The sequence below is a fragment of the Halorientalis pallida genome (genome assembly GCF_049605515.1).
Taxonomy (GTDB): Archaea; Halobacteriota; Halobacteria; order Halobacteriales; family Haloarculaceae; genus Halorientalis; species Halorientalis pallida_A.
Map to the genome: position 1 here is coordinate 1979428 of NZ_CP187158.1, position 21136 is coordinate 2000563.

Sequence of the window (21136 nt, forward strand, 5' to 3'; positions counted from 1 at the left end):
ACTATCCGCCGCCGGAGGCCCGGTAGCCGCCGTCGACGAGCAGGCCCTCGCCGGTGATCCAGGAGGCCTCGTCGGAGGCGAGGAAGACGATGGCGTCGGCGATCTCCTCGGGTTCGCCCAGGCGACCGAGCGGGTAGCCCTCCTCCATCTTCTCGCGGGCGGCCTCGGGGTCGTCCGAGGTGGCCAGCATCTGCTCGACCAGCGGCGTGTCGGTGAAGCCGGGGCAGACCGTGTTGGCCCGGACGCCGTCCCGACCCGCTTCGGAGGCGATAGCGCGCGTGAAGTTCAGCACCGCGCCCTTGGTCATCGAGTAGGCGGCGTTGCGCGGCAGGCCGAACACGGAGGCCAGCGAGCCGACGTTGACGATTGCGCCGTGACCCTGCTCTTTCATGAGCGGGAGGGCCGCGTGACAGCCGTTCCAGACACCCTTGAGGTTCACGTCGATCACGAAGTCACGCATCGACTCGTTGATGTCCTCCATGACGGCGGGCGGGTGGCCCGTCCCGGCGTTGTTGATTATCACGTCCAGCCCGTGGTCCTCGTGGACGGCCTCGACGGCCGCCTGGAACTCGTCGGCCTGGGTCACGTCGACGCGGTGGGCTTCCGCCCCGCCCGTGTCGAGTTCCTCGACCTTCTCGGCGGTCTCCTCGGCGCTCTCCTCGTCGACGTCCGTCGCGATCACGTAGGCACCCTCCTCCGCACAGCGCAGGGAGGTGGCCTGCCCGATACCGGACCCGGCACCGGTGATGAACACCGTCTTGTCTTCCAGTCGCATGGCCCGAACGATTGGCTCCACCGTCATAAACCTACCAGAATTTGCAGTGCGTCGTCTCGGGTTTCCAGAGTTAGCCCAGATCGGCTTTTCAGCACTAGGTGGAAACGAAAACGCCCGGTTTCGGGAACGACGGTCAGGAGCGGCGGTGTGCGAGCAGGGCGACCGCGAGGAGTGCGAGCGTGGCGGCGACGGGGCCGAACCCGGGGCCGTCCCGATTGGAAGTCGTCGTCACGGCCGTCGTCGGCGAACCGTCGGTCGTCACCGAAGTCGAAGGTTCGGTCGTCTGCGAAGAGTTCTCGGAGCCGCCCGCGTCCGGTGGGGGCGTGGTCACGACATCGGCCACGAGTGAGCCCTGAACACAGGCCGGGTCGTCACCGTCGAGGAAATCGAACTCCCCGTCGCCGTCCCGATCAGGGTGCGCGACGGCGACCAGTAGCTTTGGTCCAGATTCGATATCCGTGTCGTCGATGTCGAGATAGATGGACTCCTGTCCCGGTTCGAGGAGATCACTCACCGTGAATCGGGTCCAGTTCGACAGGATTTCATCGACCCGGCGGTCTCGGCAGGACAGCCACGTTGATTCGCCGCGGTCGGTAGAGTTGGGAACTGCGTACAATGTGACGAATCCACTGCTGTTGCGCGAGGTGCGGTACCCGGAAAGGGACGACTCGTCCACGTCGTCGATGGTCACCGCCAGCGGTCCAGTCCGGTTCTCGACGAGGACGGTCCGCAGGTGAGGTATCTCGTCGGCGCGCAGGTCCAGCACCGCATCGGCCGGAATCCCGGTCGTGTGGGCACAGGCAGAGAACTGTCGGGACTGGCCGACCGTCGTGCCATGGGTCGTCCGGACCGCACCGTCTCTTGAGCCGAGCGTGATCCGGAGTGGCGTTCCTGGTGCGACCGTCGTGATTCCCGAGAGAAGCGTACACGCTTCTCCGAGGTCGTCGACGACGATGCCCACCGACCGCTCGTCGTCGAAGGTTATTGCCCGTTCGACGACCGACCACTCGACCACCGACGAGGTCGAATTACGGTCGGACCCGATGGTGAATTTCACCTCGTACTCCTCGCCATGGTCAACCGGTCCCGTGCCCACCGTGTTGTGATCGAGGACGATTCGGTCAGTCCGAAGCGCGACGTACAGCGTGCCGTTCGCGTCGTCGGGGACGGCCCGGATCGCATCGGCGGCCAGCGTCGCCGAGAGGTTCAGGACGTTCTCTCGGTTGGATGCCATCGACGTATCCGGAGTCTGCTCCATCCCGAAGTGATAGACAGACGACCGGTTCACCAGCTCCACGAACCGCTCGGTGGCCGAGTCGTTCCCGCGGGCCAGTTCGATCCGGTCCGTCAGTTCCGGCGCATGTACCGCGAACACCACGGTGTCGTTCACCGCGACCGTTCGATTCCGGGTCAACCACCCGTACTGCTTGCCATCGTCGACCGCGGCTGTCGAGGTCAGGTCCCCGAATCGCTCCGTGGGCGCGATCCAGACACTCCGAATACCCGCCGCATCGGCGGCCGGATCGAACTGTCTGTCGACGACGGTGACGTTGTAGTCGTCGTCGAATCCGGCGGCCCCCAGGACGAGCGTCGCAGTCCGGTCGATCCCGGTCGTGTCGACGCAGGTGGCGAACTCGCCGGACGGGGCGACGGTCGCCCGAGCGGACGCCCGAACGGGACCGCTCTCGTTCGAGCGCAGGACGAGCGGGATTGTGGTCCCGGGCGCGAGGGGCGTTTCGCCGGAGACGACCGTGCATCGCTGGCCGAAACGGGCGAGGTGCGGTTCGTCGAACGGGTCTTCGCCCTCGATTTCGCCGTCGAAATCGATAGAGTGGACGACGACCGACCACTCCGCCGTCGAACTGGTCGTGGTGTTGTCGGCGGTGGCAGTGAGGTTCACCCGGTAGTCCTCACCGTCCTCGAACGCCAACGGATAGCCATTACCGCGGTCGACGACGGCCCGATCCGTCCGGAGTGCGACGTACAGCATCCCGTTCCGTTCGTCGGGGACGACCCGGAGCCCATCGGCCGCGAGTGTCGCCGAGAGGTTCAGTTCCTTGGGTGCGGCCATCGTCGTCGTGGTATCGTCGGTCTGTGCCACCCGGAAATCGTAGGTGTCCGACCGGTTCAGGACCTGGACGAGTGCCGCCGCGTCGGAATCAGTACCGTTCGCCGCACCGACGGCCTCGACCAGTCCGGGCGCGGGCAGGCCGAACACGACGGTATCGCCCTCGGCGACCGTTCGCGTCCGGGTCAGCCAGTCGCTCCGTCTGGCCGTCTGGACGGCCGCAGGCGAAGTGATGTCCCCGAATCGCTCGGTCGGTGCGATCCAGACCGCTGGGTCTCCGTCCGGGGTCGCGGGCGGGGCGGAGGAATTGTGCTGGACGGGATGGTCGTAATCGGAGTCGAACGTCGCGGCTCCCAGGGCGAGCGTCGCGTTCCGGTCGATGCCGGTCGTGTCGATGCAGGTGGCGAACTCACCGGCCGAATCGACGGTCGCCCGCGCGGTCGCCTGGAGACGGTGGGTCTCCGTCGAGCGCAGGCGCAACTCGATGTCCGTGCCGGGCGCGGCCGCGGTCTCGCCCGAGACGACCGTGCACGGCTGGCCGAGACGGACGACGACCCACCCCTTGCTGCCACCGGTGTCGAAGGCGAGCCGCCGTTCGACGATACCCCACACGACCGACGAACTGGTCGTGGTGTTCCCGTCCGTGACGGTGAGGTTCACGCGGTAGTCCTCGGCGTCCTGGAGCGACAGCCTGTGGCTACCGTCGCGGCCGAGGACGGCACGATCCGTCCGGAGTGCGACGTACAGCGTTCCGTTCCGCGTGTCGGGCACTACTCGAAGCCCGTCGGCAGCCAGCGTCGCCGACAGGTTGAGGACTTTTTCAACGACCATCGTTCCCGATGTTGCGGGCGTCTGTCGCACCCGCAACTGGTCGGTCTCGGAATCCGCCAGGTGCCGCACGAACGCCGCCGCGTCCGAGTCGGTGCCGTTCGCCGCCGCGACCGCCTCCACCAGGCCCGGTGCAGGCAGTTCGAACACGACGGTATCGTCCTCGGCGACCGTCCGACTCCTGGTCAGCCAGCCCTCGCGTGTGGCCGCTTCTACGGCCGCAGGCGAGGTCAGATTCGCGAAGTCGTCCCCCGGCGCGGTCCAGACCGTGAGGTTGCCGACTGTCGCGTTCGCAGTCGAATCGGTCGGCGTCGCGTTCGTGGTTTCGTCCGCCGTCTGCCCCCGTTCGGCCGCGGGCGCTCCCGAAACCACAGTCGCGGACACCGAGAACAGGGCTACGGCGAGCAGTACACCGACGAGCAGGCGGTTCGTTCGTTCCAGTGACATCCGTGGAGGGCCGTGATCGACACCCGGTCGATCACCAGTTGTCGGAGAAGCTGTCGCTCGTCCTAAATATCTTCCCGTCGGTCATCGCTGGCGGCCTGTCATTAGAGCGACGACGAGCAGTGCGAGGACAGCCGCGATGGGGTTGAAACCGGGGCCGTTCGCGGCAGTGGTCGAACTGGTCGCAGTAGCGTGCGTGCCGTCCGGGATCGGTGATCTCTCGGTCGTCGAGACCGCCGTCGCGTTCTTGGCAGGCCTCGATCCGTTCCCGGCTGCGGGGGCCACGATGCTCCCCTCCAGCGTCCCCGCCGTACACACCGGGAAGTCGCTCCCGGGGAAGTCCAGTCGGTCGTCGCGGTCGCGGCTCGGGTGGACCACCGCAACGAGCCGCCCGGACGTGCCGGCGTCGGTCGGCGGGTCGAGCCGGACCGTCTGCTGGCCGCCCTGGAGGCGGTCACTGGTCCCAACCCGAGACCAGTTCGCGACTGTGGACAGGATACCGCGCCCCGTGCAGTTCGGGGGCTGGCCCCGCTCGAGGAGGCCGATGGCGTCGTCTGGAACCGCGTACAGCGCCACGAAGCTCTCTGTCCAGATCGTTCCCGCCACCGTCACGTTGCCGTTGGCCGTTCGCTCGGCGTCGAGGGTGGTAGACTCGTACGCGCCGCCCACGATCACCCCATTGGAGTCCGGGACGCCCTCGATGGACACGTTCAGCGAAACGTTCGAGGGGACCTTCGAGGTATCCACGCAGGCGAAAAACCGACCGGAACGGTCGACGGTCGTGTAGGTCGACCACCAGCCGTATTTCGGGTCGGTCGGATACAGGTCGACCCGGAGATCGGTGCCCGGCGCGACCGACGTTTCGCCCGCGACCGGCGCACACTCTCGGTGTCCGCCCCGTGCGACGATCTCGCCGCCGACCACTGTGTCGTACGATACCGCTCGCTCGACGGCCCGCCACTCGGCCGTGACGGTGGTCGCGCCGTCGCCGGTGCCGGCCGTGACGGCCACGCGATACGCCTGCCCGTCGCGGAGCGAGACGCCATCCCGGGACTCCGTTTCCAGAACAGCACGGTCCGGCCGGAGTACGACGTACAGCGTGCCGTCGCGGTCGTCGGCGACCGTCCCGAGGCCGTCGGCAGCCAGCGTCGCCGACAGGTTCAGCAGTTTCGGCCGGCCGTGGCTTCGCGTCGTGTCCCAGGTCTGTTGCATCCGGAACTCGTAGGGGGAGCGATTCAGCACCCGAGGTAGCACCGGAGCCGCCGAGTCGGTGTCGTTCGCCGCCGCGACGGCCTCGGCCAGACCCGGCACGTGGACCGAGAACACGACCGTGTCGTTCACTGCGACTTCACTCCGGTTGTCCCGTGTCGACCACGGTGTGTTCGGAGTCACCGGTTCCGGTCGGACCCGCGTCAACCGGCCCTCGCGTCTCGCCTCGTCGATTGCCGCCGGGGAGGTCAGTTCCGCGAACGCACCCGTCGGCGCGGTCCAGACCGTAAGGTTCCCGACTGTCGCGTTCGCAGTCGAGTCGTTCGTGGTTTCGTCCGTCGTCTGTGCCAGTTCGGTTGCGGGCGTTCCGGCGACGGCGGCTGACGATACCGAGAACAGGGCTACGGCGAGCAGTACACCGACGAGCAGGCGGTTCGTTCGTTCCAGTGACATCCGTGGAGGGCCGTGATCGACACCCGGTCGACCACCAGTTGTCGGAGAAACTGTCGCTCGTCCTAAATATCTTCCCGTCGGTCACTCCCCGAGCGAGGGAGTCGCGGCGCAGTTGTTCGGCCCGAGTTCCACCTCGAAGGCCGCGTCGTCGTCCAGTTCCTCCAGGCCGAGATTTGCGGCGACGATGCGCTCGAAGTTGTCGGGCTGGGGCGGTATGTCCCGCATGATCCGGGCGGTGAACGCCGTCCGCTCCATCCCGAAGACCGGCAGGCGCTCGCGCAGGTCCCCGAGACTGGCGGCGTACGCACCGTCCGCGGCGGGGTCGGTCCCCTCGCTGTAGTGGCCCGGTGCGACCAGCGTGTCGTCGTCGAAGTCGGCCAGGCGCTCGGTCAGGGACTCGTAGAGCTGGGCCGCCAGCGCCTCCGTGCCACCCTCGCCGCGCTGGAGGTCCGGGCGAGCAACCGATTGGAGAAAGAGACTGTCCCCCGAGAGCAGGCGGTCGCCGACGGCGAACGCGGTCATCCCCGTGGTGTGGCCGGGCAGGTGGACCGCCCGGAGCGTCGCGTCGCCGACCGCGAGTTCCTCGCCGTCGATGATCGTCTCGGTCTCGTACTCGACGCCGCGCTGGACGCTCAGCCGGGGCAGGACTGGCGTCGCCCCGGTCTCGGCGGCGAGTTCGCGGAGGCCGCTGACGTGGTCGGCGTGGATGTGCGTGTCGACGACGGTCGTGATCTCGGCGTCCCGCTGGGCGGCCGCGTCGACGTAGCGGTCGGTGAACGCCCGGAGCGGGTCGATCACGGCGGCCTCGTCGCCGGCGACGATCAGGTAGGAGAGACAGCCACTCGCGGGCCGCTGGAACTGGACGACCGTCGCGGTATCGCCGGCCAGTTCGACGGTGCGGGCGACGCGGGCCCAGCCCTGCATCCCTTCGGCGAGGTTGTGGGCGTCGAGTCCGGCCTCGGTGAGCAGGCCGGCGACGTAGGCGCTCGCCTCGCCCTTGCCACAGACGACGGTGATCGGGCCCTCACCGTCGATTTCGGCGGCGCGGTCGGCGACGCTGTCCTGCACCTCGGCCTGGAGCCACTGCATGTACGGGACGAGCGTGGCCTCGACCGACGGCCCCGCGATCTGCCAGTCGTCGAACGCGTCGCGGTTGCGCACGTCGAGCAGGCGGACGGGGTCGCCAGCGGCCAGTCGGTCGGCCAGCCACTCCGGCGACCGCGACTCGACGGCCACGTCGGGTTCGGGGTAGTCGCTCATGGCCGTGGGTAGGCCGCCGTGGTGAATAAACGGCCCGGGACTGGGGGGCGACGAACGATCGTGACGGGGCCCGGAAAGCTAAACCGCCGGCTGTCCAACGGAGGGTATGGACGGACAGCAGTTTCTCGACCGAGTGCGGGAGAACGAGCGGACGGCCCTCGAACGGCTCGGCTCCGACAAGGCCCTGCTGGCCGCGACCGGGGCCGACCTCGACACCGACACCGTGCTGGGCGTGCTGGCCGCCACCGAACTGTTCCACGCCGACGCGTTCCGGCGGTGGAGCGAGGAAACCGACGACGAACGGGTCGCCGAGGCGTTCGCGACGGCCGCCGAGACCGCGGGCGACCACGCCGACCGCCTCGACGCGGACCTGGATGCGGTGCCCGACGAAAGTGGCGTCGAAACGGGGGTCGGCGGGCAGGACGGCGACGGCGAGCGAGCGGCGGCCGGCCTCGTCGGCGCCTCGCTCGTGCTGGACCGCATCCTCTTGCAGGCGGTCAACTTCTTCGTCAACGAGGCCGACGAGCGACGGGCCGATCTGATCCGTGCGGTCCGAAGCGAGGCCGACGACCGCCGTGACGCGGGGCTGGCGCTGCTGGCGGATCTCTGCGAGTCCGACGACGAGTGGGAACGGGCCGCGACGGCGGCCGAGGCGGCCGTCGCGGCGGCGTACGACGACTACGTGGCGACGCTGGACGACATGGGAATCGACCCGAAACCGGTGTGTTAGCTCTCTTCCGGCGGGGTGTCCTGGAACGCGGCGACGGCCTCGCGGAAGGCGTCGGGGATGCGGGTCGGCTCGCCGGTTTCACTGTCGACGGCGACGTGGGTGACGGTCCCCTCGGCGAGGAGTTCCTCGTCGTCGGCCCGGCGGGCGACGTACTCGCCGGTCATGCTCGACTCGCCGAGGCGCTCGATGCGGTAGCCGTGGACCAGTTCGTCGGCGAAGGTGGCCTGCCCGCGGTAGTCCATGTCGACGTTGACGACGTGGACGTCCCACCCGGCCGTCTCCACGTCCTGGTAACTGTATCCGATTTCCCGGAGGAACGCGGAGAAGGTCTCGTCCTGAAACGTGACGTAGTTGGCGTAGAAGACGACGCCCTGCATGTCGGTCTCCTCGAAGCGCACGCGGTTCTCCCAGACGACGGGGACGTTCATGCCAGAGGGAGGCGAGCGCCCGGCAGTTACTCCTTTCGGTGGAGCGGTCAGGCCGTGTCGACGGTCTCCAGCACCCGCTGTGAGAACTCGGTTTCGCTGATCTCGTCGCGCCCCAGCTTTCGGAACCAGGCGGCCTCGGCCTCCCACGACCCCAGCCGTTCGCCGTCGAGGTCGGTGACGACCGCCCGGAGGTCGACCGGCTCCCAGCCCTCCTCGCGGAACTCCCGGAGGACGTTACAGAGGCGACCGATGTCCCGGTCGGGGACGGTCCCGTCTGCCCCGGCGTGGACGGTCTCGTAGGTGATTTCGAGGGGGTCGCCCCGCTCGAAGTCGGTCACGTAGATGCCGTGGCTCACGAGGCGGTTCTCGATGCGCTCGTAGATCTCCTCGGGGGTGGACATAGCCCACCTAGCGCCGAACGATGTTTGGCTCTTGGGGCGCGGTCAGGGGTGTTCGGGATCGTACTCGTCGTGGAGCGTCTCGGCGAGCAGGCCGCCGGCGTCCAGCGCGATGTAGATCACGAAGAAGGGTTCGGTCGCGGGGCGGATGCAGAACACCTCGTAGGGCGGGTCGACGCCGCCGGCCTCGATCTTTCCGAGCATCGGCTCGATGGTCTTGCGGCCGTCACAGAACTCGGCGAACAGGTCGCGCTCGCCGGCCTGTCTGGCGACGACGTAGAGGACGCCGTTGGGTTCGCCGTCGGTGTCGAACGTCTGTGTCGGGTAGATCGGCATCTCCTCGGTGCGAGCCTGCTGGAAGGCCTCCCTGGCACGCTCGAAGATGTCCGGCGTGTCGTCGGCGACGAACAGCAGCGTGCGGTTCAGGAGGGTCAGGTCGGTGATGGCGGCCGGTTCCTGGCTCCAGTCGAGCGTGGCCTCGACGAGGTTGCCCGGGCGGAGGTCGGCGACGGCGTCGGCCAGGGGGTCGTCGTACCCGTCGGTGCGGACGTAGGTCGGCTGTTCGGTCCCCTGCTCGACGAAGCTCAACTCCCCCTCGCCGCGGTCGCTCCCGTAGACCCGATAGGTCCCGGATTCGGTCGCCGTCATCACCGGGACTTGCCCTGCCGGGCATTTAGCTTCGTGGATGTGATACAATCCGGAACCATATTAACCAGAACGCAAAATCTTGCGGAGAGGCAGAGTGAACGCGCATGGGCAAGGTTTCAATAGCCGGGAGTGAGTTCGAGATCGGAGTCGTCTCGCGTGGCGAACAGGTTACGTTTCGGCTCGTCGTCGAGTACGAGACTGCGGGCGGAGACCGGTTCGTCGAGCGGTCGACGCTGGCCGCCGAGTCCCGTTCGGAGCTGACGACCGACGCGGTGTCGGCGGCACTGACCGAGTGGGCCGACGAACGCGACATTGCGGAGGTGGTCGGGTTCACCGTCGTCGAGGAACAGCTCGCGCGTCGCGGCGGCGAGCGACCGGACGCCGGGGACGAGGCGTTGCTGGTCGACCCGTCGGACCGGGACGTCTCCACCGAACAGCCGTCGGCGGAAGCGGTGGCCAGAGCCTCGCGGTACGTCGAAGGCGACCACCTGCTCTACTACGAGGGCGGGCAGGACAGCACGGTCTACGGCTACACGACCGAAGGCATCGTCGCGGAAGCGCCGCCCATCGAACACCAGCACCGCGAGAACGAACCGGACAAGATCCGTCTCGACGTTGGCAAGCGAACCAAGCTGGTCCCGCTGGAGTGGGTGATCGGCCACGCCGACGAGGTCGACGACCCCATCGACAAGCCCCGGGATCTCTGATTTTTTCAGGACGGGGGCCGTAGCCGCCCCATGCGCATCGTCTCGCTGCTCCCCTCGGCGACGGAGATCGTCTACGCCCTGGGGCTGGAACCCGTCGGCGTCTCCCACGAGTGTGACCACCCGCCAGCCGCCGCCGACGTGCCCGCCGTCAACCGCTCGCGGGTCGACCCCGAGGCGAGCAGTCGGGAGATAAACCAGCAGGTCGCCGACGCCGAGGCGAGTGGCGACGGCGTCTACGAGATCGACCTCGACACCCTGGAACGACTGGACCCCGATCTGATCGTCTCACAGGGTATCTGTGACGTGTGTGCCGTCGACGAGGTGCTGGTCCGTGACGCCGTCGAACGGCTGGATCTGGACGCCGCCGTCCTCACGACCGACCCCCACAGTCTCGACGACGTGTTTGCTGACATCCGCCGGATCGGGGACGCGACGGGGACGAGCGAGCGCGCCGCGGAACTCGTCGCGGACCTGCGCGAGCGCGTCACGGCGGTCGAGCGAACGGCGGCGGCCGCCGACGAGCGCCCGCGCGTGGCGGTGCTGGACTGGCTCGATCCCGTGATGGTCGCGGGCCACTGGATTCCGGAGATGGTCGAGCTGGCGGGCGGCGCGTACGGCATGGCCGACCCGGGCGCGCGGTCCGAGCCCCGGGAGTTCGAGGAGGTTCGGGAGTACGACCCCGAGGTGCTGGTGGCCGCGCCCTGTGGGTTCGAGTTGGACCAGACCGAGCGCAACCGCGACGACCTGCTCGACCGCGACGGGTGGGCTGACCTGACCGCGGTGGAGAACGGGCGGGCCTTCGCGATGGACGGGCACCACTACGTGAACCGGCCCGGGCCGCGGCTGGTCGACACGCTCGAACACCTGGCGGCGTGCGTACACCCGGATCTGTTCGACGTGCCGCCGAGTTCGGTCGTCCGACCGTTCCCGGGCGTGCTGGCCTGAGATGCTCGAACTGACCCGCGGGGTGTACGACGAGATCATCGCGCACGCTCGGGAGCGCGACCCCGAGGAGTGCTGTGGGGTGCTCGGGGGCGCACGCGAGGGCGACTGGAAGGAGCCCTCGGAACGAGCGAGCGGGCGCGCCGCGCCCGCGAGCCACGCCGACCGCTACCGGCGGGCCGCAAACGTCGCCGAGGCCCCGCGGACGGCCTACGAACTCGATCCCGAAGAACAGCTGGCACACATGCAGGCCATCGAGGACGCGGGCCGGGAAGTGGTCGGGTTCGTCCACTCGCACCCGGCGGGGCCGCCGGCACCGAGTCGGACGGACGAGCGGCAGGCGACCTGGGCGGGCTACTCGTACGTGATCGTCGCGCTGGGCGGCGCGGAACCGTTCGTCGGGTCGTGGCGCTGGACGGGCGAGGGCTTCGAGCAGGAAGTGGTGGCGGTTCAGATGGCCGACAGCCCGACGTAGACGTTCGTGACGACGATAAGGGTCCCGAGACCCGTGACGGTGAGGATCCAGGAGCGCCACAGCGGCACTCGCTCGATGGTGTCGCGGTAGGTCAACAGCGTGACGCCGACGATCAGCGCGACGGCGGCCTTCATCGCGAGCATCAGCAGGGGGTGGTGGGCGAGCAACTGCCGCACGAAGGGGTTGGCCTCCATCCCGACGTCGCCGGTGAAGGCCAGCGCGATCAGCGTCGAGACGGCGTCGCCGAAACCCCAGACGAACACCAGTGCGAACACCGACTCGACGTAGCCGGGCTTTTCGAGTCCGAACGCCGGCAGTTCAGTTTCGAGTGATGAGATTGACATCGAGGGGGACCACCTGACTGCCTACAGGTTGCCGGAAATGCATGATAAATATACGCGCCCAGTTATAGAAAATGAAAACTAGATGCAGGTGGGTCGTTCCGACGGCCCCGTCGCTGGCTCAGTCCGCGCCGATGGCGCAGGTCTCGACGTACTCCACGTCCTGGACGGAGGAGATGGCGGGGTCGTCACTGCAGACCGGGCAGTCGGGGTTGGGCTGGACCGGGACTTCCTCGAAGGTCATGTCCATCGCGTCGTAGAATATCATCCGGCCGTCGAGCGTGTCGGCCTCGGGGGCGAGGCCGGCGTCCTGCAGAATCCACTTGACGGTCTCGGTGGCCTGGATACAGCCCACGGTTCCGGGGAGGACGCCCAGTACTCCAGCCTCCGAGCAGTCGGGAATCTCGCCGGCCGGCGGCGCTTCGGGGAACAGACAGCGGTAACAGGGGCGGCCCTCGGTGAAGGAGGTGATCTGGCCCTCGAAGCGGTAGATCGCGCCGTGGGTGAAGGGGACACCCGCGAGCGTGCAGGCGTCGTTGACGAGAAAGCGCGTCTCGAAGTTGTCGCTGCCGTCGACGACGAAGTCGTAGTCGGCGATCAACTCGTCGACGTTGTCGGCGGTCACGCGGGTCTCGTGGGCGTCGACGGTCACGTCGGGGTTGAGGTCGGCGACGAACTCGGCGGCGCTCTCGACTTTCGGCCGGCCCACGTCGGCGTCGGCGTGGACGATCTGGCGCTGGAGGTTGGAGCGTTCGACCACGTCGTCGTCGGCGATTCCCAGCCTGCCGACGCCCGCGGCCGCCAGATACTGGATGATCGGCGAGCCCAGGCCGCCGGCCCCGAGGACGAGTACGTCGGCGTCCAGCAGCGCCTTCTGGCCCTCGGGCCCAACGTCGTCCATGATGATGTGCCGGGAGTACCGGTCCAGTTGCGTGGGGTCGAGATTGAGGTCGCTCATATCCGGGTTTGGCGGGCGGGGCGGTTAAGCGTGCGGTCGAACAGTCACAGATGGCGAACTGGAGTCAGTCCGCCCGCCGGAGAGTGACCGAGAACACCGTTCCCTCGGGGTCGTTGTCCTCGATCGCTACCTGGGCGCCGTACCGGTCGACGAGTTCCCGGACGAGATAGAGACCAATCCCCGTCCCCTCGCTCTCGAGGCCCTTCTCGCCACGGGCGAACACCTCGTCTTTCCGGCCGTCGGGGATGCCCGGCCCATCGTCGGCGACCCGCAGGACGACCTCCTCGTCCGTTTCGGTGGCCGAGGCAGTCACCGTCGGGGCGTCCGTGTCGTTGTGCTGGACGGCGTTGGTCAGCAGGTTGCGGACGACGGAGTGTAACATGTCGTCCGCGAGGACGGCCGTGTTCGGGAGCGTCCCCTCGATCGCGAGGGTCGCCTCCGGGTACGACGCGCGGACGTCGGCGAGCGGCGTCTCGACGGCCTCGGCTAAGTCAACCCGTTCGAGGGACGACTCGGACTGTAGCATCACGTCCGCCAGGTCACGGGCGGTCCGCGTGAGTGCGATGGCGTTCTGCGTCGATTCGATGGCGGTCCCGACGCGGTCGCCGTGGGCCGGTTCGACGTTGGTTTCGAGTCGTTCGAGGTGCAGCAGGATCAGTTGCAGGTCGTTGCGGATGTCGTGGCGGACCATCCGGTTCAGCAGTTTCAGACCGTCCCGCTGCCGTTCGAGCCGGTTCTCGTAGTTCTTGTTCGCGGTGATGTCCCGTGCGACGCCGACGACTCTGGTGACTTCTCCCCGTTCCGTTATCGGCTGGTACCACGTCTCGAAGACGGCGCCGTCGACGTCGACGGTCGAGCGGAACGCCTCGCCACCGAGTGCCCGCTCGATATCCGCGAGTAGCGCTGGGTTGTCGGCGTAGACGTCGAACGCCGACTCGCCGACGACGGCGTCGGGTTCGAGGCCGAGAGTGGCGAGCCCTTTCCCGCGGGAGAGGACGATCTCGCCGTCGCCGTCGATCGCGAACAGGACGATCGGGATGTTGTCGGTGATCGTCTCCAGGCGCCGCTGGCGCTGGCGGCGTTCGGTTATCTCCCGACCGATACCGATGACGCCGGTCACTTCGCCGTCCTCGACGACGGGTTTGCCCGAGAACTCGTAGGGCACGAACTCGCCGTCTTTGGTCCGGTAGTCGGCTTCCACGATCACCTGTCGCTGTTCGGAGACGACCGTCCCGATGGCGTCGGCGATGGTCTCGGCGTCGTCGGGACCGAAAAACTCCATGGCGGACTTCTCCGCGATCTCCGCGTCGCTGTACCCGGTGACTTCGGAGAGGCGCTCGTTCCACTGTCGCAGTTGGCCGTCCGGTGACAAATAGTAGTAGACCTCGTCGAGGGTATCGAGGACGTCTTCGGGGGGCGCGATGTTCGGTCTCGGCCCGTCAGCGCGCACAGTGTACATTACCCATAGTAAGTGACCGAGCCTGAAAAGATGCCGGACCGACTCGACCACAAACGCGCTCGACGGGCGTACGTAGCCCGGAATCGGGATATCGGCGCGGCCCGAGACGGCCCGGCGGGTGTCGCGCTCAGAGCCCGTAGAGGTCGCCGAACTTCTCGCGAGCGTAGTCGACGAAGTAGTCGGCGGTGAACGCCTCGCCGGTGGCCTCCTCGATCAGGTCGTCGGTCGTGTACCGACAGCCGTGCCGGTGGACGTTCTCGGTGAGCCAGTCGTGGAGGTCGTCGAACTCCCCGTTCCGGATGTCCTCGTCCAGATCGCCGAGGTCGTCTTCCGCGGCCGCAAAGAGCTGGGCGGCCAGCACGCTCCCCAGCGAGTAGGTGGGGAAGTAGCCGAAGTTGCCGTGGGTCCAGTGGATGTCCTGCAGACAACCCTCGGCGTCGGTGTCGGGCCGGATGCCGAGGTACTCGTCCATCTTGTCGTTCCAGACCCCCGGAATCTCGTCGACTTCCAGATCACCGCGGACGAGGTCGCGCTCGATCTCGAACCGGAGGATGATGTGGAGGTGGTAGGTGAGTTCGTCCGCTTCCACCCGAATGAGGTTGTCCGGGTAGATCTGGTTGGCCGCCTCGTACAGCTCGCGGGGCGACACGTCGGTCCCGAGGTGGTCGTTCACCGTCGGCCCGAACAGGTCCCAGAACGGTCGGGAGCGGCCGACGTGGTTCTCCCAGAGCCGGGACTGGGACTCGTGGACCGAGAGGTCCCGGGACTGGCCCAGCGGCGTCCCGTACTCGTCCTGTGGCAGACCGAGGGTGTACGTCGCGTGGCCGAACTCGTGGATGGTCGAGCCCAGCGCGTCGAGCGGATCGTCGGGTTTGAACCGCGTCGTCACGCGGGCGTCGAACTGCGTCCCCATCGAGAACGGGTGGGCGGCGGTGTCGAGTCGCCCCCGATCCCAGTCGTATCCGAGGGTGTCCAGTGCCTCGCGGACGAGGGCCTCCTGGTCTTCTTCGGGATAGGTGCCTTCGAAGGGATCGGCGAGGTCGGCGTCGCTGGCCTCGATCTCGTCGATCAGCGGCACCAGTTCCTCGCGCAGGCGTTCGAGGATGCGCTCGGCCGTGTCGATCCCGAGGTAGGGCTCGTACTCCTCGAACAGCACCTCGTAGGGGTCGCGGTCGGGGTCGATCTGGGTGGCGTACTCGCGTTTCAACTCGACGATCCGTTCGAGGGTGGGGGCGAACTCGTCCCAGTCGTCCTCGGCCTTCGCCTGCTCCCACTTCGGGAGGGCGTTGGACGTGGTCTCGGAGATCTCCTCGACCAGGTCGCCGTCGACCCGGGTCGCGCGCTCGTGTTCGCGGCGGACCTCGCGGACGACGGCGGCCCGGTCGCCGTCCAGGTCCCGGCCGTCCAGCGTCTCCAGATACTCTGCCAGGTCGTCGTCGGTGAGCAGTTCGTGGTGGAGCGCCGACAGCGCGGCGGTCTGCTGTGAGCGGGCGGGCGTGCCGCCCTCGGGCATCATCACCTGCTGATCCCAGTTGAGGACCCCGGCGGCGTTGCCGACGTTGGTCATCCGGCGGACGTGCGCCGTGAGGGACTCGTACACGTCCGACTGTTCGGTTTGATCCGTTGCCATGCGCGGACCTTCGGCCGACGCGGCAAAAGGGTTGGTTCCCCGGCAGGCACCCCCACACCAGTTCCAGACTTGATAATCACGGCGTAACAGCTATTCAAGGCGGTTCGTGAGATAGAGTGACAGGCCCGGTCGATGGAGTGTCGGCGGGACCCGGCCGCTGGGGACAACGATGAAAATCGACATCGACGCGTTGGAGGAACTGAATCTGCTCACGCGTGACGGCACGGAGCGAGCCAACGGTGCGCTCACGGACATGACGGCCGCCAGCACCGCCATCGGGACGACGAAGATCCTGCTGGTGAACCACGAGGACGTCATCGAGCGGATCGACAGCGGCGGCTACGAGGTCGTGCGCTTCGACATCGAGGGGAAACTCTCCGGGACGGCCCTCCTGCTGTTCGACCAGCCGGCGACGGAGGCCGTCGTCGAGGCGCTGGTCCCCGGCGAAGCCGACGATTCGATGGCCTCTGCGGGGCTCAAGGAGATGGCCAACATCATGATGGGGTCGTTCACGACCGACTGGGGCGACCACCTCGGTGCCGGCCTCTCGATGACCGCGCCGACGTACCTCGACGATCCGGACGCCGACGCCCTCCAGCTCGACCCCACCGGCCCCGAAACCGACAGCACGCTCGTCTTCCAGAGTTCGATCACCTGGCGGTCGGGCGAGGGCCGCATCGACATCTACCTCGCGCCCGACCGCTCGGCGCTCGACCCCGTGTTCTCCGAGGCCGAGCGCGACGAGATCGACGGTCAGGACGCCGACACCGACGAACTGATCGTCCCCGGCGGAGACGAGGGATCGGTCAGCGCGGACGCCGACACCGCGACACCCGAACCGGCGACCGTAGACGAGACGGTCGAGGGCGAGGGGGCCGACGCGACGGCGGACGACGACCCCTTCGGCGGGAGCACCGAGGGTGCGTTCGGCGCGAGCGACGACGCCGGTGGCTTCGGCACCGACGACGCGACGGGTGACGACTCCGGCTCGTTCGATCCCGGGGACGAGGACGACCTGTTCGGCTTCGACGACGGAGCCGAAGGGGCCGACGAGATCCCGCTGGAGAAGCTGTCGGTGTTCAGCGACCTGACCAAGGAGGGCACCGAGGCGGCGGCCGAGCGCGTGACCCAGATGACAGGCATCGAGACCAGCACGGAGATCGCCGGGATCACGTTCACCCCCATCGACGACATCGCCGCCCAGCTGGAGGACGGCGACTACGTCGGCACGACCGTCGAGTTCGACGGCACGCCCAGCGGATCGCTGGTCATCCTGTTCGACGAGGCATCCGCCGAGAACATCGCCGAGGAGATGATGCCCGTCGATCCCGACGAGGACGGGCTCACCGGCATGCACGAGAGCGCCATCGAGGAGTTAGGGAACATCATGACCAGCGGCTTCATCGACGGCTGGGCGAACGTCCTCGAAACCGGCGTCGAACACACCCCGCCCGAGTACGTCGGCGACATGAACATGGCCTTCGTCGAGATCATCACCGAGCAACTGGGGCCGTTCCAGACCCACGCCTTCACCATCGAGTCGACGCTCCAGACCGACGACGTGGAGTTCACCTGCGAGATCCACGCCCTGCCCGACGAGGCCGACCTCGGCGCGGCACTGGAGGCGCTGGCGGTCGAGCGGAAGGACCAAACCGACGCCGATCCGAGCGATCTGTTCTAGCTCGTCTGGCGGATGGTCCGTTCTTCGACCCACACGGGCACCGTCCGCGAGTACTCCTGATCGGCTAGCCGCACGGTCGCGTGGACCGATTCGGGGGTCGCGTCGACGACCGGCCCGAACTCCTGTTCGGGGGTGAAATCGACCCGGCCGCCACGATCCAGCACCGTCGTGAGGGACACGTACGCGACGATTTCGTCCCCGTGGGGTGCGGCTCCGGAGCCCGTCTCGATCGTTCCCGAGAACCGGGTCTCCAGCGCGGTCGCGACGCGTCCGGCGCTGATCGCAGCCGTCCGGAGTCGCCCCCATCGCTCGAACGGCGTCGTCGCGTACTGCTCCGGATACGCGGGCGTCCCCGTCGGGATCGGCGTCCCGGCGCTGGCGGTCGCCGGGTACCGCACCGCGTGCTGTGCGTCGAGGTAGGCGTACCGGCCCCGGTCGTACGTTCGGCTGATCGACACGGGTTCGGCCGCGCCGCGTTCCACCCGCTCCGACGGCGTCGGCGTCGCCTCACCGCCGAGCCCGCCACAGCCCGCGAACGTGCCGGTCCCGGCGAGCGCGAGCGACCGGAGGACGGCCCTGCGCCGTGTCATCGATCCGCCCTTCCGCGGCAACGAATAAATGTCTTCTACCCCGTGAACGAGTCCGCCAGCCCGCGGTAGATCCGTTCACAGCGTTCGATCACCGCCAGCGACGCGCTCTCCGTCGCGGTGTGGGCCTCGCCGGGTTCGGCGATGCCACAGATCACGCAGTCGGTCCCTGCGTCGGACAACCATCCCGCGTCCGTCGCGTGGGGCTTGACGACGTGTTCGGGCGTGTTCTCCTGCGCGTCGTCGGCCGCGTAGAGCACGGCGTCGGCGAACTGGGCGTCGCCACAGGCCATCGGCGGCAGGTCCTGCTCGACGGTCCACTCGACGCCCTCGACATCCTCGACCCGCGAAAGTGGCGCGCGCTCGCCCGGAACCGTGCGCTCGTCCACGGTGAATTCACAGCGCTCGGGAATCACGTTCATCGCCGAGCCACCCTCGATCTCGGTGACAGCGACCGAGCCGGACATCGAGTGGCCCAGCACGTCGGTCGACGGGAAATCGAGGTCCCGCACCACGTCGACCGCGTCGGTCGCGCGGTAGATGGCGTTCGCGCCCTGCTCGACCTCGCTGGCGTGGGCGGCCTCCCCGCGGGCCGTGATCGTACTCCCGCGGCGGCCCTTGTGCGCGACCGCCACGTCCGTGGTCTGTGGCCCGGAGTAGCCCGTCGACCCCTCCGTGACGACGGCGTAGTCGGGCGCGAAGCCGTTCTCGATGGCGTGACGTGCGCCGACGCCGCCGACCTCCTCGCCGACGAAGGAGGCGAAGACGAGTTCGCAGGCCGGGTCCGCGTCACGGAAGGCCACCATCGCCGCCGCGAGGGCTCCTTTCATGTCGGCGGTGCCGCGGCCGTAGATGCGGCCGTCGCGTTCTTCGATCACGTACTCGTCCCCGTCGACCTGTGAGTCGTCCGGCGGCACCACGTCGTGGTGGCCGACCAGCGCGAGCGTGGGCTCGCCCGAGCCCTTGCGAGCGATCACATTGCCGCCGCGTTTCTCGTCCGCGCCGGCGTCGTCGCGGCGGACATCGGCGTCGGTGTGGTCGCGGAGCCAGTCCGCGATGTAGTCGCCGGCGGCGGCTTCGGAGTCGTGGCTCGGGATGGCGACCAGGTCCCGGGTCAACTCGATGGCGTCCATACCCGTCGGTGCGGGCGGCCGGGGCATAAGCGCGGCGCGCCGCGACCCGTTTCCCAAGAGACAAGACGCTGTTCGTGGAACTGCGAGTGAATGCCGTCATCGCCGGACCACGCGACCGACGAGACCCCGCGGCTCGGGGCGTCGGTGCCGCCGCTTCGCGAGTGGGCGTCGACGTACCTGATCGGGATCTTCATGGGGAGTGCCGACGCCGTCCCGGGGGTTTCTGGCGGGACCATCGCGCTGATCGTGGGGATCTACGAACGACTCATCACAGCCATCACCGCCGTCACGCCGCGGGCGGTGCTTGGCTTTTTGAAGGCGCTCACCCCCCTCGACGGGGGGATCTCCGTCCGCCGGGCCGAGGCGATCTTCGACGACGTGGACGGCTGGTTCCTGCTCATCCTGCTGCTGGGCATCCTCACCGCCGTCGTGATCGTCACCCGGATCGTCACGGTCCTCAACCGGACCAATCCGGTCGTCCTCTACGGCTTTTTCTTCGGGCTGATCGCGGCCTCCGCGGTCGTCCTCCTGCGAGCCATCTCGATCCGGACCGTGAGCGCCGGCGTCGCCGCCGTCGCGGGCTTCCTGCTGGCCTTCCTGATGTCCGGGCAAGCAGAGGAACTGTTCGGGGGCGGCCTCCCGCTGGTCTTCGTGGCCGGGACGGTGGCCGTGAGCGCGATGATTCTCCCCGGGCTCTCGGGGTCGTTGATTCTCGTCATCCTCGGGCAACACGCCAGGCTGTCCGAGACGCTCTCGGCGTTCGTCGACGGACTCGCCGGGCTCGCGACGGGCGGGTCGGTGGACGCGCTCGTCGAGCCGGGGACCGTGGTCGTGACGTTCATCGCCGGCGGACTGATCGGGCTGTTCACCATCTCGCGGGCCGTGAGGTACGCGCTGGATCGCAACCGCGAGGTGACGCTGGCCTTCCTCGTCGCGCTCGTCGTGGGGGCGCTCCGAGCGCCCGTCGCGACGGTCCGGGGGGAGGTCGGCTTCACGGTCGACGTGGCGATCACCTTCCTCGGCGTCTCCGTCGTCGGTGCGGTCGTCGTCCTCGCGCTGGACTACTACGCCGCCGACTTCGAGATCGAGGAGATCTAGCTCAGGGCCGGTGTTCGTCCGGGATGTCGTCGTCGCCGTCGAACGACTCGTCGACGGGGTCGGCCTCGCCCAGCGATCCCAGTTCGTCCATCGTCAGCGAGTGGTCCCGGCCGCGGTTCCGGTCGCTGATGTCGACGGAGACGCCGCTCGTGACGATGGCCTCGACGGCCTCCTCGACGGTCATGCCGATCTCGTGGACGCGGTCGGGCGGGAGGTGGATGAGAAAGCCACCCATGACGGGATTCGGTGCCAGCGGCATGAACAGCGTCTGCATCTCCAGTTCGCCGGCCGAGTCCTGGATCACGTCGGGCGTGTCCGCGGTCAGAAAGGCCAGCGAGTACGACCCCTCGCTGGGGAACTCGACGAGTTTCACTTCCTGGAAGCTCTCGGTGTTGCTCTCGACGAACACGTCGCTCATCCGCCGGAAGCTCCGGTAGAGGCCGCCCACACCCGGAACGACCTCGATGGCCGTGTGAAAGACCGTCGCGAAGTTCCGCTCGGTGATGTCGGCGAGGAATCCGAGGAGGACCACCAGCGCGACGAGGACGAAGATCGCGGCCGCTTCCAGCACGAGTTCCTGCAACTGGGGGCCGACGCCGACGAACCGGGCCGCGTCCACGAGCGGGTCCAGCGTGTTCGAGATGAAGTTCAGGACGAACGCGATCACCAGCAGCGTGACGACCAGCGGGACGATCAGCGCCGCACCGGTGACGAACCACTGGCGGAGTTTGTCGTAGATCGTCTCGCCCGCTTCCTCGGCACCCTGCGCAGCGGTCGTGACTGCGTCCTCGGCGGCGTCGATGGCGTCGTCGACGGGTGGCCCGTCGTCGTCCTCGCTGGGCATTACCTTCTCTCACGACCCCAGTCGAATCAGTATTGTGCCC

The 21136-nt window shown here is 68.1% G+C and carries 20 protein-coding genes; 6 read left to right on the forward strand and 14 right to left on the reverse strand.

Going from position 1 to position 21136, the window contains the following annotated elements:
* Window position 1: 1 nt before the first annotated feature.
* The 4 genes from ACOZ4N_RS11680 to ACOZ4N_RS11695 form a co-directional block, all read right to left on the reverse strand.
* Window positions 2–775, reverse strand: a complete 774-nt coding sequence (locus tag ACOZ4N_RS11680) for an SDR family NAD(P)-dependent oxidoreductase (protein WP_424016555.1) — start codon at window positions 773–775, stop codon at window positions 2–4.
* Window positions 776–908: 133 nt separating this feature from the next.
* On the reverse strand, window positions 909–4118 hold the full coding sequence (locus tag ACOZ4N_RS11685) for a PGF-CTERM sorting domain-containing protein (RefSeq protein ID WP_424016556.1): 3210 nt from the start codon (window positions 4116–4118) through the stop codon (window positions 909–911).
* 81 nt (window positions 4119–4199) lie between these two features.
* The gene (locus ACOZ4N_RS11690) at window positions 4200–5777 is read right to left on the reverse strand and encodes a hypothetical protein (RefSeq protein WP_424016557.1); all 1578 of its coding nucleotides are present in this window, start codon (window positions 5775–5777) and stop codon (window positions 4200–4202) included.
* An 81-nt stretch (window positions 5778–5858) separates the two neighbouring features.
* On the reverse strand, window positions 5859–7037 hold the full coding sequence (locus tag ACOZ4N_RS11695) for an MBL fold metallo-hydrolase (protein WP_424016558.1): 1179 nt from the start codon (window positions 7035–7037) through the stop codon (window positions 5859–5861).
* 106 nt (window positions 7038–7143) lie between these two features.
* Between ACOZ4N_RS11695 and ACOZ4N_RS11700 the strand changes: the two genes are divergently transcribed.
* The gene (locus ACOZ4N_RS11700; protein WP_424016559.1) at window positions 7144–7767 is read left to right on the forward strand and encodes a hypothetical protein; all 624 of its coding nucleotides are present in this window, start codon (window positions 7144–7146) and stop codon (window positions 7765–7767) included.
* Here ACOZ4N_RS11700 and ACOZ4N_RS11705 read toward each other — a convergent pair.
* From ACOZ4N_RS11705 to ACOZ4N_RS11715, 3 genes are read right to left on the reverse strand one after another with little or no spacing between them, the layout of a single operon-like run.
* Window positions 7764–8195, reverse strand: coding sequence for an acyl-CoA thioesterase (locus tag ACOZ4N_RS11705; RefSeq protein ID WP_424016560.1), 432 nt, complete (start codon window positions 8193–8195; stop codon window positions 7764–7766). The genes ACOZ4N_RS11700 and ACOZ4N_RS11705 overlap by 4 nt on opposite strands.
* A gap of 47 nt (window positions 8196–8242) precedes the next feature.
* Window positions 8243–8596: a hypothetical protein gene (locus ACOZ4N_RS11710; protein ID WP_424016561.1), complete on the reverse strand. Its 354-nt coding sequence runs from the start codon at window positions 8594–8596 to the stop codon at window positions 8243–8245.
* Window positions 8597–8638: 42 nt separating this feature from the next.
* Window positions 8639–9241, reverse strand: coding sequence for a DUF6663 family protein (locus tag ACOZ4N_RS11715; protein ID WP_424016562.1), 603 nt, complete (start codon window positions 9239–9241; stop codon window positions 8639–8641).
* Window positions 9242–9345: 104 nt separating this feature from the next.
* Between ACOZ4N_RS11715 and ACOZ4N_RS11720 the strand changes: the two genes are divergently transcribed.
* Genes ACOZ4N_RS11720 through ACOZ4N_RS11730 form a run of 3 tightly spaced genes read left to right on the forward strand, consistent with a single transcriptional unit; the run spans window position 9346 to window position 11365 of the window.
* Window positions 9346–9948 (forward strand): hypothetical protein, encoded by a 603-nt coding sequence (locus ACOZ4N_RS11720; protein ID WP_424016563.1) that lies wholly within the window; start codon window positions 9346–9348, stop codon window positions 9946–9948.
* 30 nt (window positions 9949–9978) lie between these two features.
* Window positions 9979–10893, forward strand: coding sequence for a cobalamin-binding protein (locus ACOZ4N_RS11725; RefSeq protein ID WP_424016564.1), 915 nt, complete (start codon window positions 9979–9981; stop codon window positions 10891–10893).
* 1 nt (window position 10894) lies between these two features.
* Window positions 10895–11365, forward strand: coding sequence for a desampylase (locus ACOZ4N_RS11730; protein WP_424016565.1), 471 nt, complete (start codon window positions 10895–10897; stop codon window positions 11363–11365).
* Here ACOZ4N_RS11730 and ACOZ4N_RS11735 read toward each other — a convergent pair.
* The 4 genes from ACOZ4N_RS11735 to ACOZ4N_RS11750 all read right to left on the reverse strand — a co-directional run bounded on the left by ACOZ4N_RS11735 (window position 11341) and on the right by ACOZ4N_RS11750 (window position 15753).
* Complete coding sequence (locus tag ACOZ4N_RS11735; RefSeq protein WP_424016566.1) at window positions 11341–11709, reverse strand: DUF5658 family protein; 369 nt, start codon at window positions 11707–11709, stop codon at window positions 11341–11343. The two genes, ACOZ4N_RS11730 and ACOZ4N_RS11735, sit on opposite strands and share 25 nt — an antisense overlap.
* A gap of 118 nt (window positions 11710–11827) precedes the next feature.
* Window positions 11828–12664 (reverse strand): SAMP-activating enzyme E1, encoded by an 837-nt coding sequence (ubaA, locus tag ACOZ4N_RS11740; RefSeq protein ID WP_424016567.1) that lies wholly within the window; start codon window positions 12662–12664, stop codon window positions 11828–11830.
* A 64-nt stretch (window positions 12665–12728) separates the two neighbouring features.
* Entirely contained in the window at window positions 12729–14123 is a 1395-nt protein-coding gene (locus tag ACOZ4N_RS11745) for a PAS domain-containing sensor histidine kinase (RefSeq protein ID WP_424016569.1), read from the reverse strand.
* Window positions 14124–14250: 127 nt separating this feature from the next.
* Window positions 14251–15753, reverse strand: a complete 1503-nt coding sequence (locus ACOZ4N_RS11750; RefSeq protein ID WP_424016570.1) for a carboxypeptidase M32 — start codon at window positions 15751–15753, stop codon at window positions 14251–14253.
* Between the two features lie 169 nt (window positions 15754–15922).
* On the opposite strand from ACOZ4N_RS11750, the gene ACOZ4N_RS11755 reads away from it, so the two are divergent.
* Window positions 15923–17434: a chemotaxis protein CheC gene (locus ACOZ4N_RS11755; RefSeq protein ID WP_424016571.1), complete on the forward strand. Its 1512-nt coding sequence runs from the start codon at window positions 15923–15925 to the stop codon at window positions 17432–17434.
* Here the strand turns inward: ACOZ4N_RS11755 and ACOZ4N_RS11760 are convergent.
* Both ACOZ4N_RS11760 and ACOZ4N_RS11765 read right to left on the reverse strand, forming a co-directional pair.
* The gene (locus ACOZ4N_RS11760; RefSeq protein ID WP_424016572.1) at window positions 17431–18024 is read right to left on the reverse strand and encodes a hypothetical protein; all 594 of its coding nucleotides are present in this window, start codon (window positions 18022–18024) and stop codon (window positions 17431–17433) included. The genes ACOZ4N_RS11755 and ACOZ4N_RS11760 overlap by 4 nt on opposite strands.
* Before the next feature lie 35 nt (window positions 18025–18059).
* On the reverse strand, window positions 18060–19154 hold the full coding sequence (locus ACOZ4N_RS11765; RefSeq protein ID WP_424016573.1) for a M20 family metallopeptidase: 1095 nt from the start codon (window positions 19152–19154) through the stop codon (window positions 18060–18062).
* Window positions 19155–19244: 90 nt separating this feature from the next.
* Between ACOZ4N_RS11765 and ACOZ4N_RS11770 the strand changes: the two genes are divergently transcribed.
* Complete coding sequence (locus tag ACOZ4N_RS11770; RefSeq protein WP_424016574.1) at window positions 19245–20252, forward strand: DUF368 domain-containing protein; 1008 nt, start codon at window positions 19245–19247, stop codon at window positions 20250–20252.
* A gap of 1 nt (window position 20253) precedes the next feature.
* Here the strand turns inward: ACOZ4N_RS11770 and ACOZ4N_RS11775 are convergent, their stop codons facing one another.
* On the reverse strand, window positions 20254–21096 hold the full coding sequence (locus tag ACOZ4N_RS11775) for a DUF502 domain-containing protein (RefSeq protein WP_424016575.1): 843 nt from the start codon (window positions 21094–21096) through the stop codon (window positions 20254–20256).
* Between the last annotated feature and the right edge of the window lie 40 nt (window positions 21097–21136).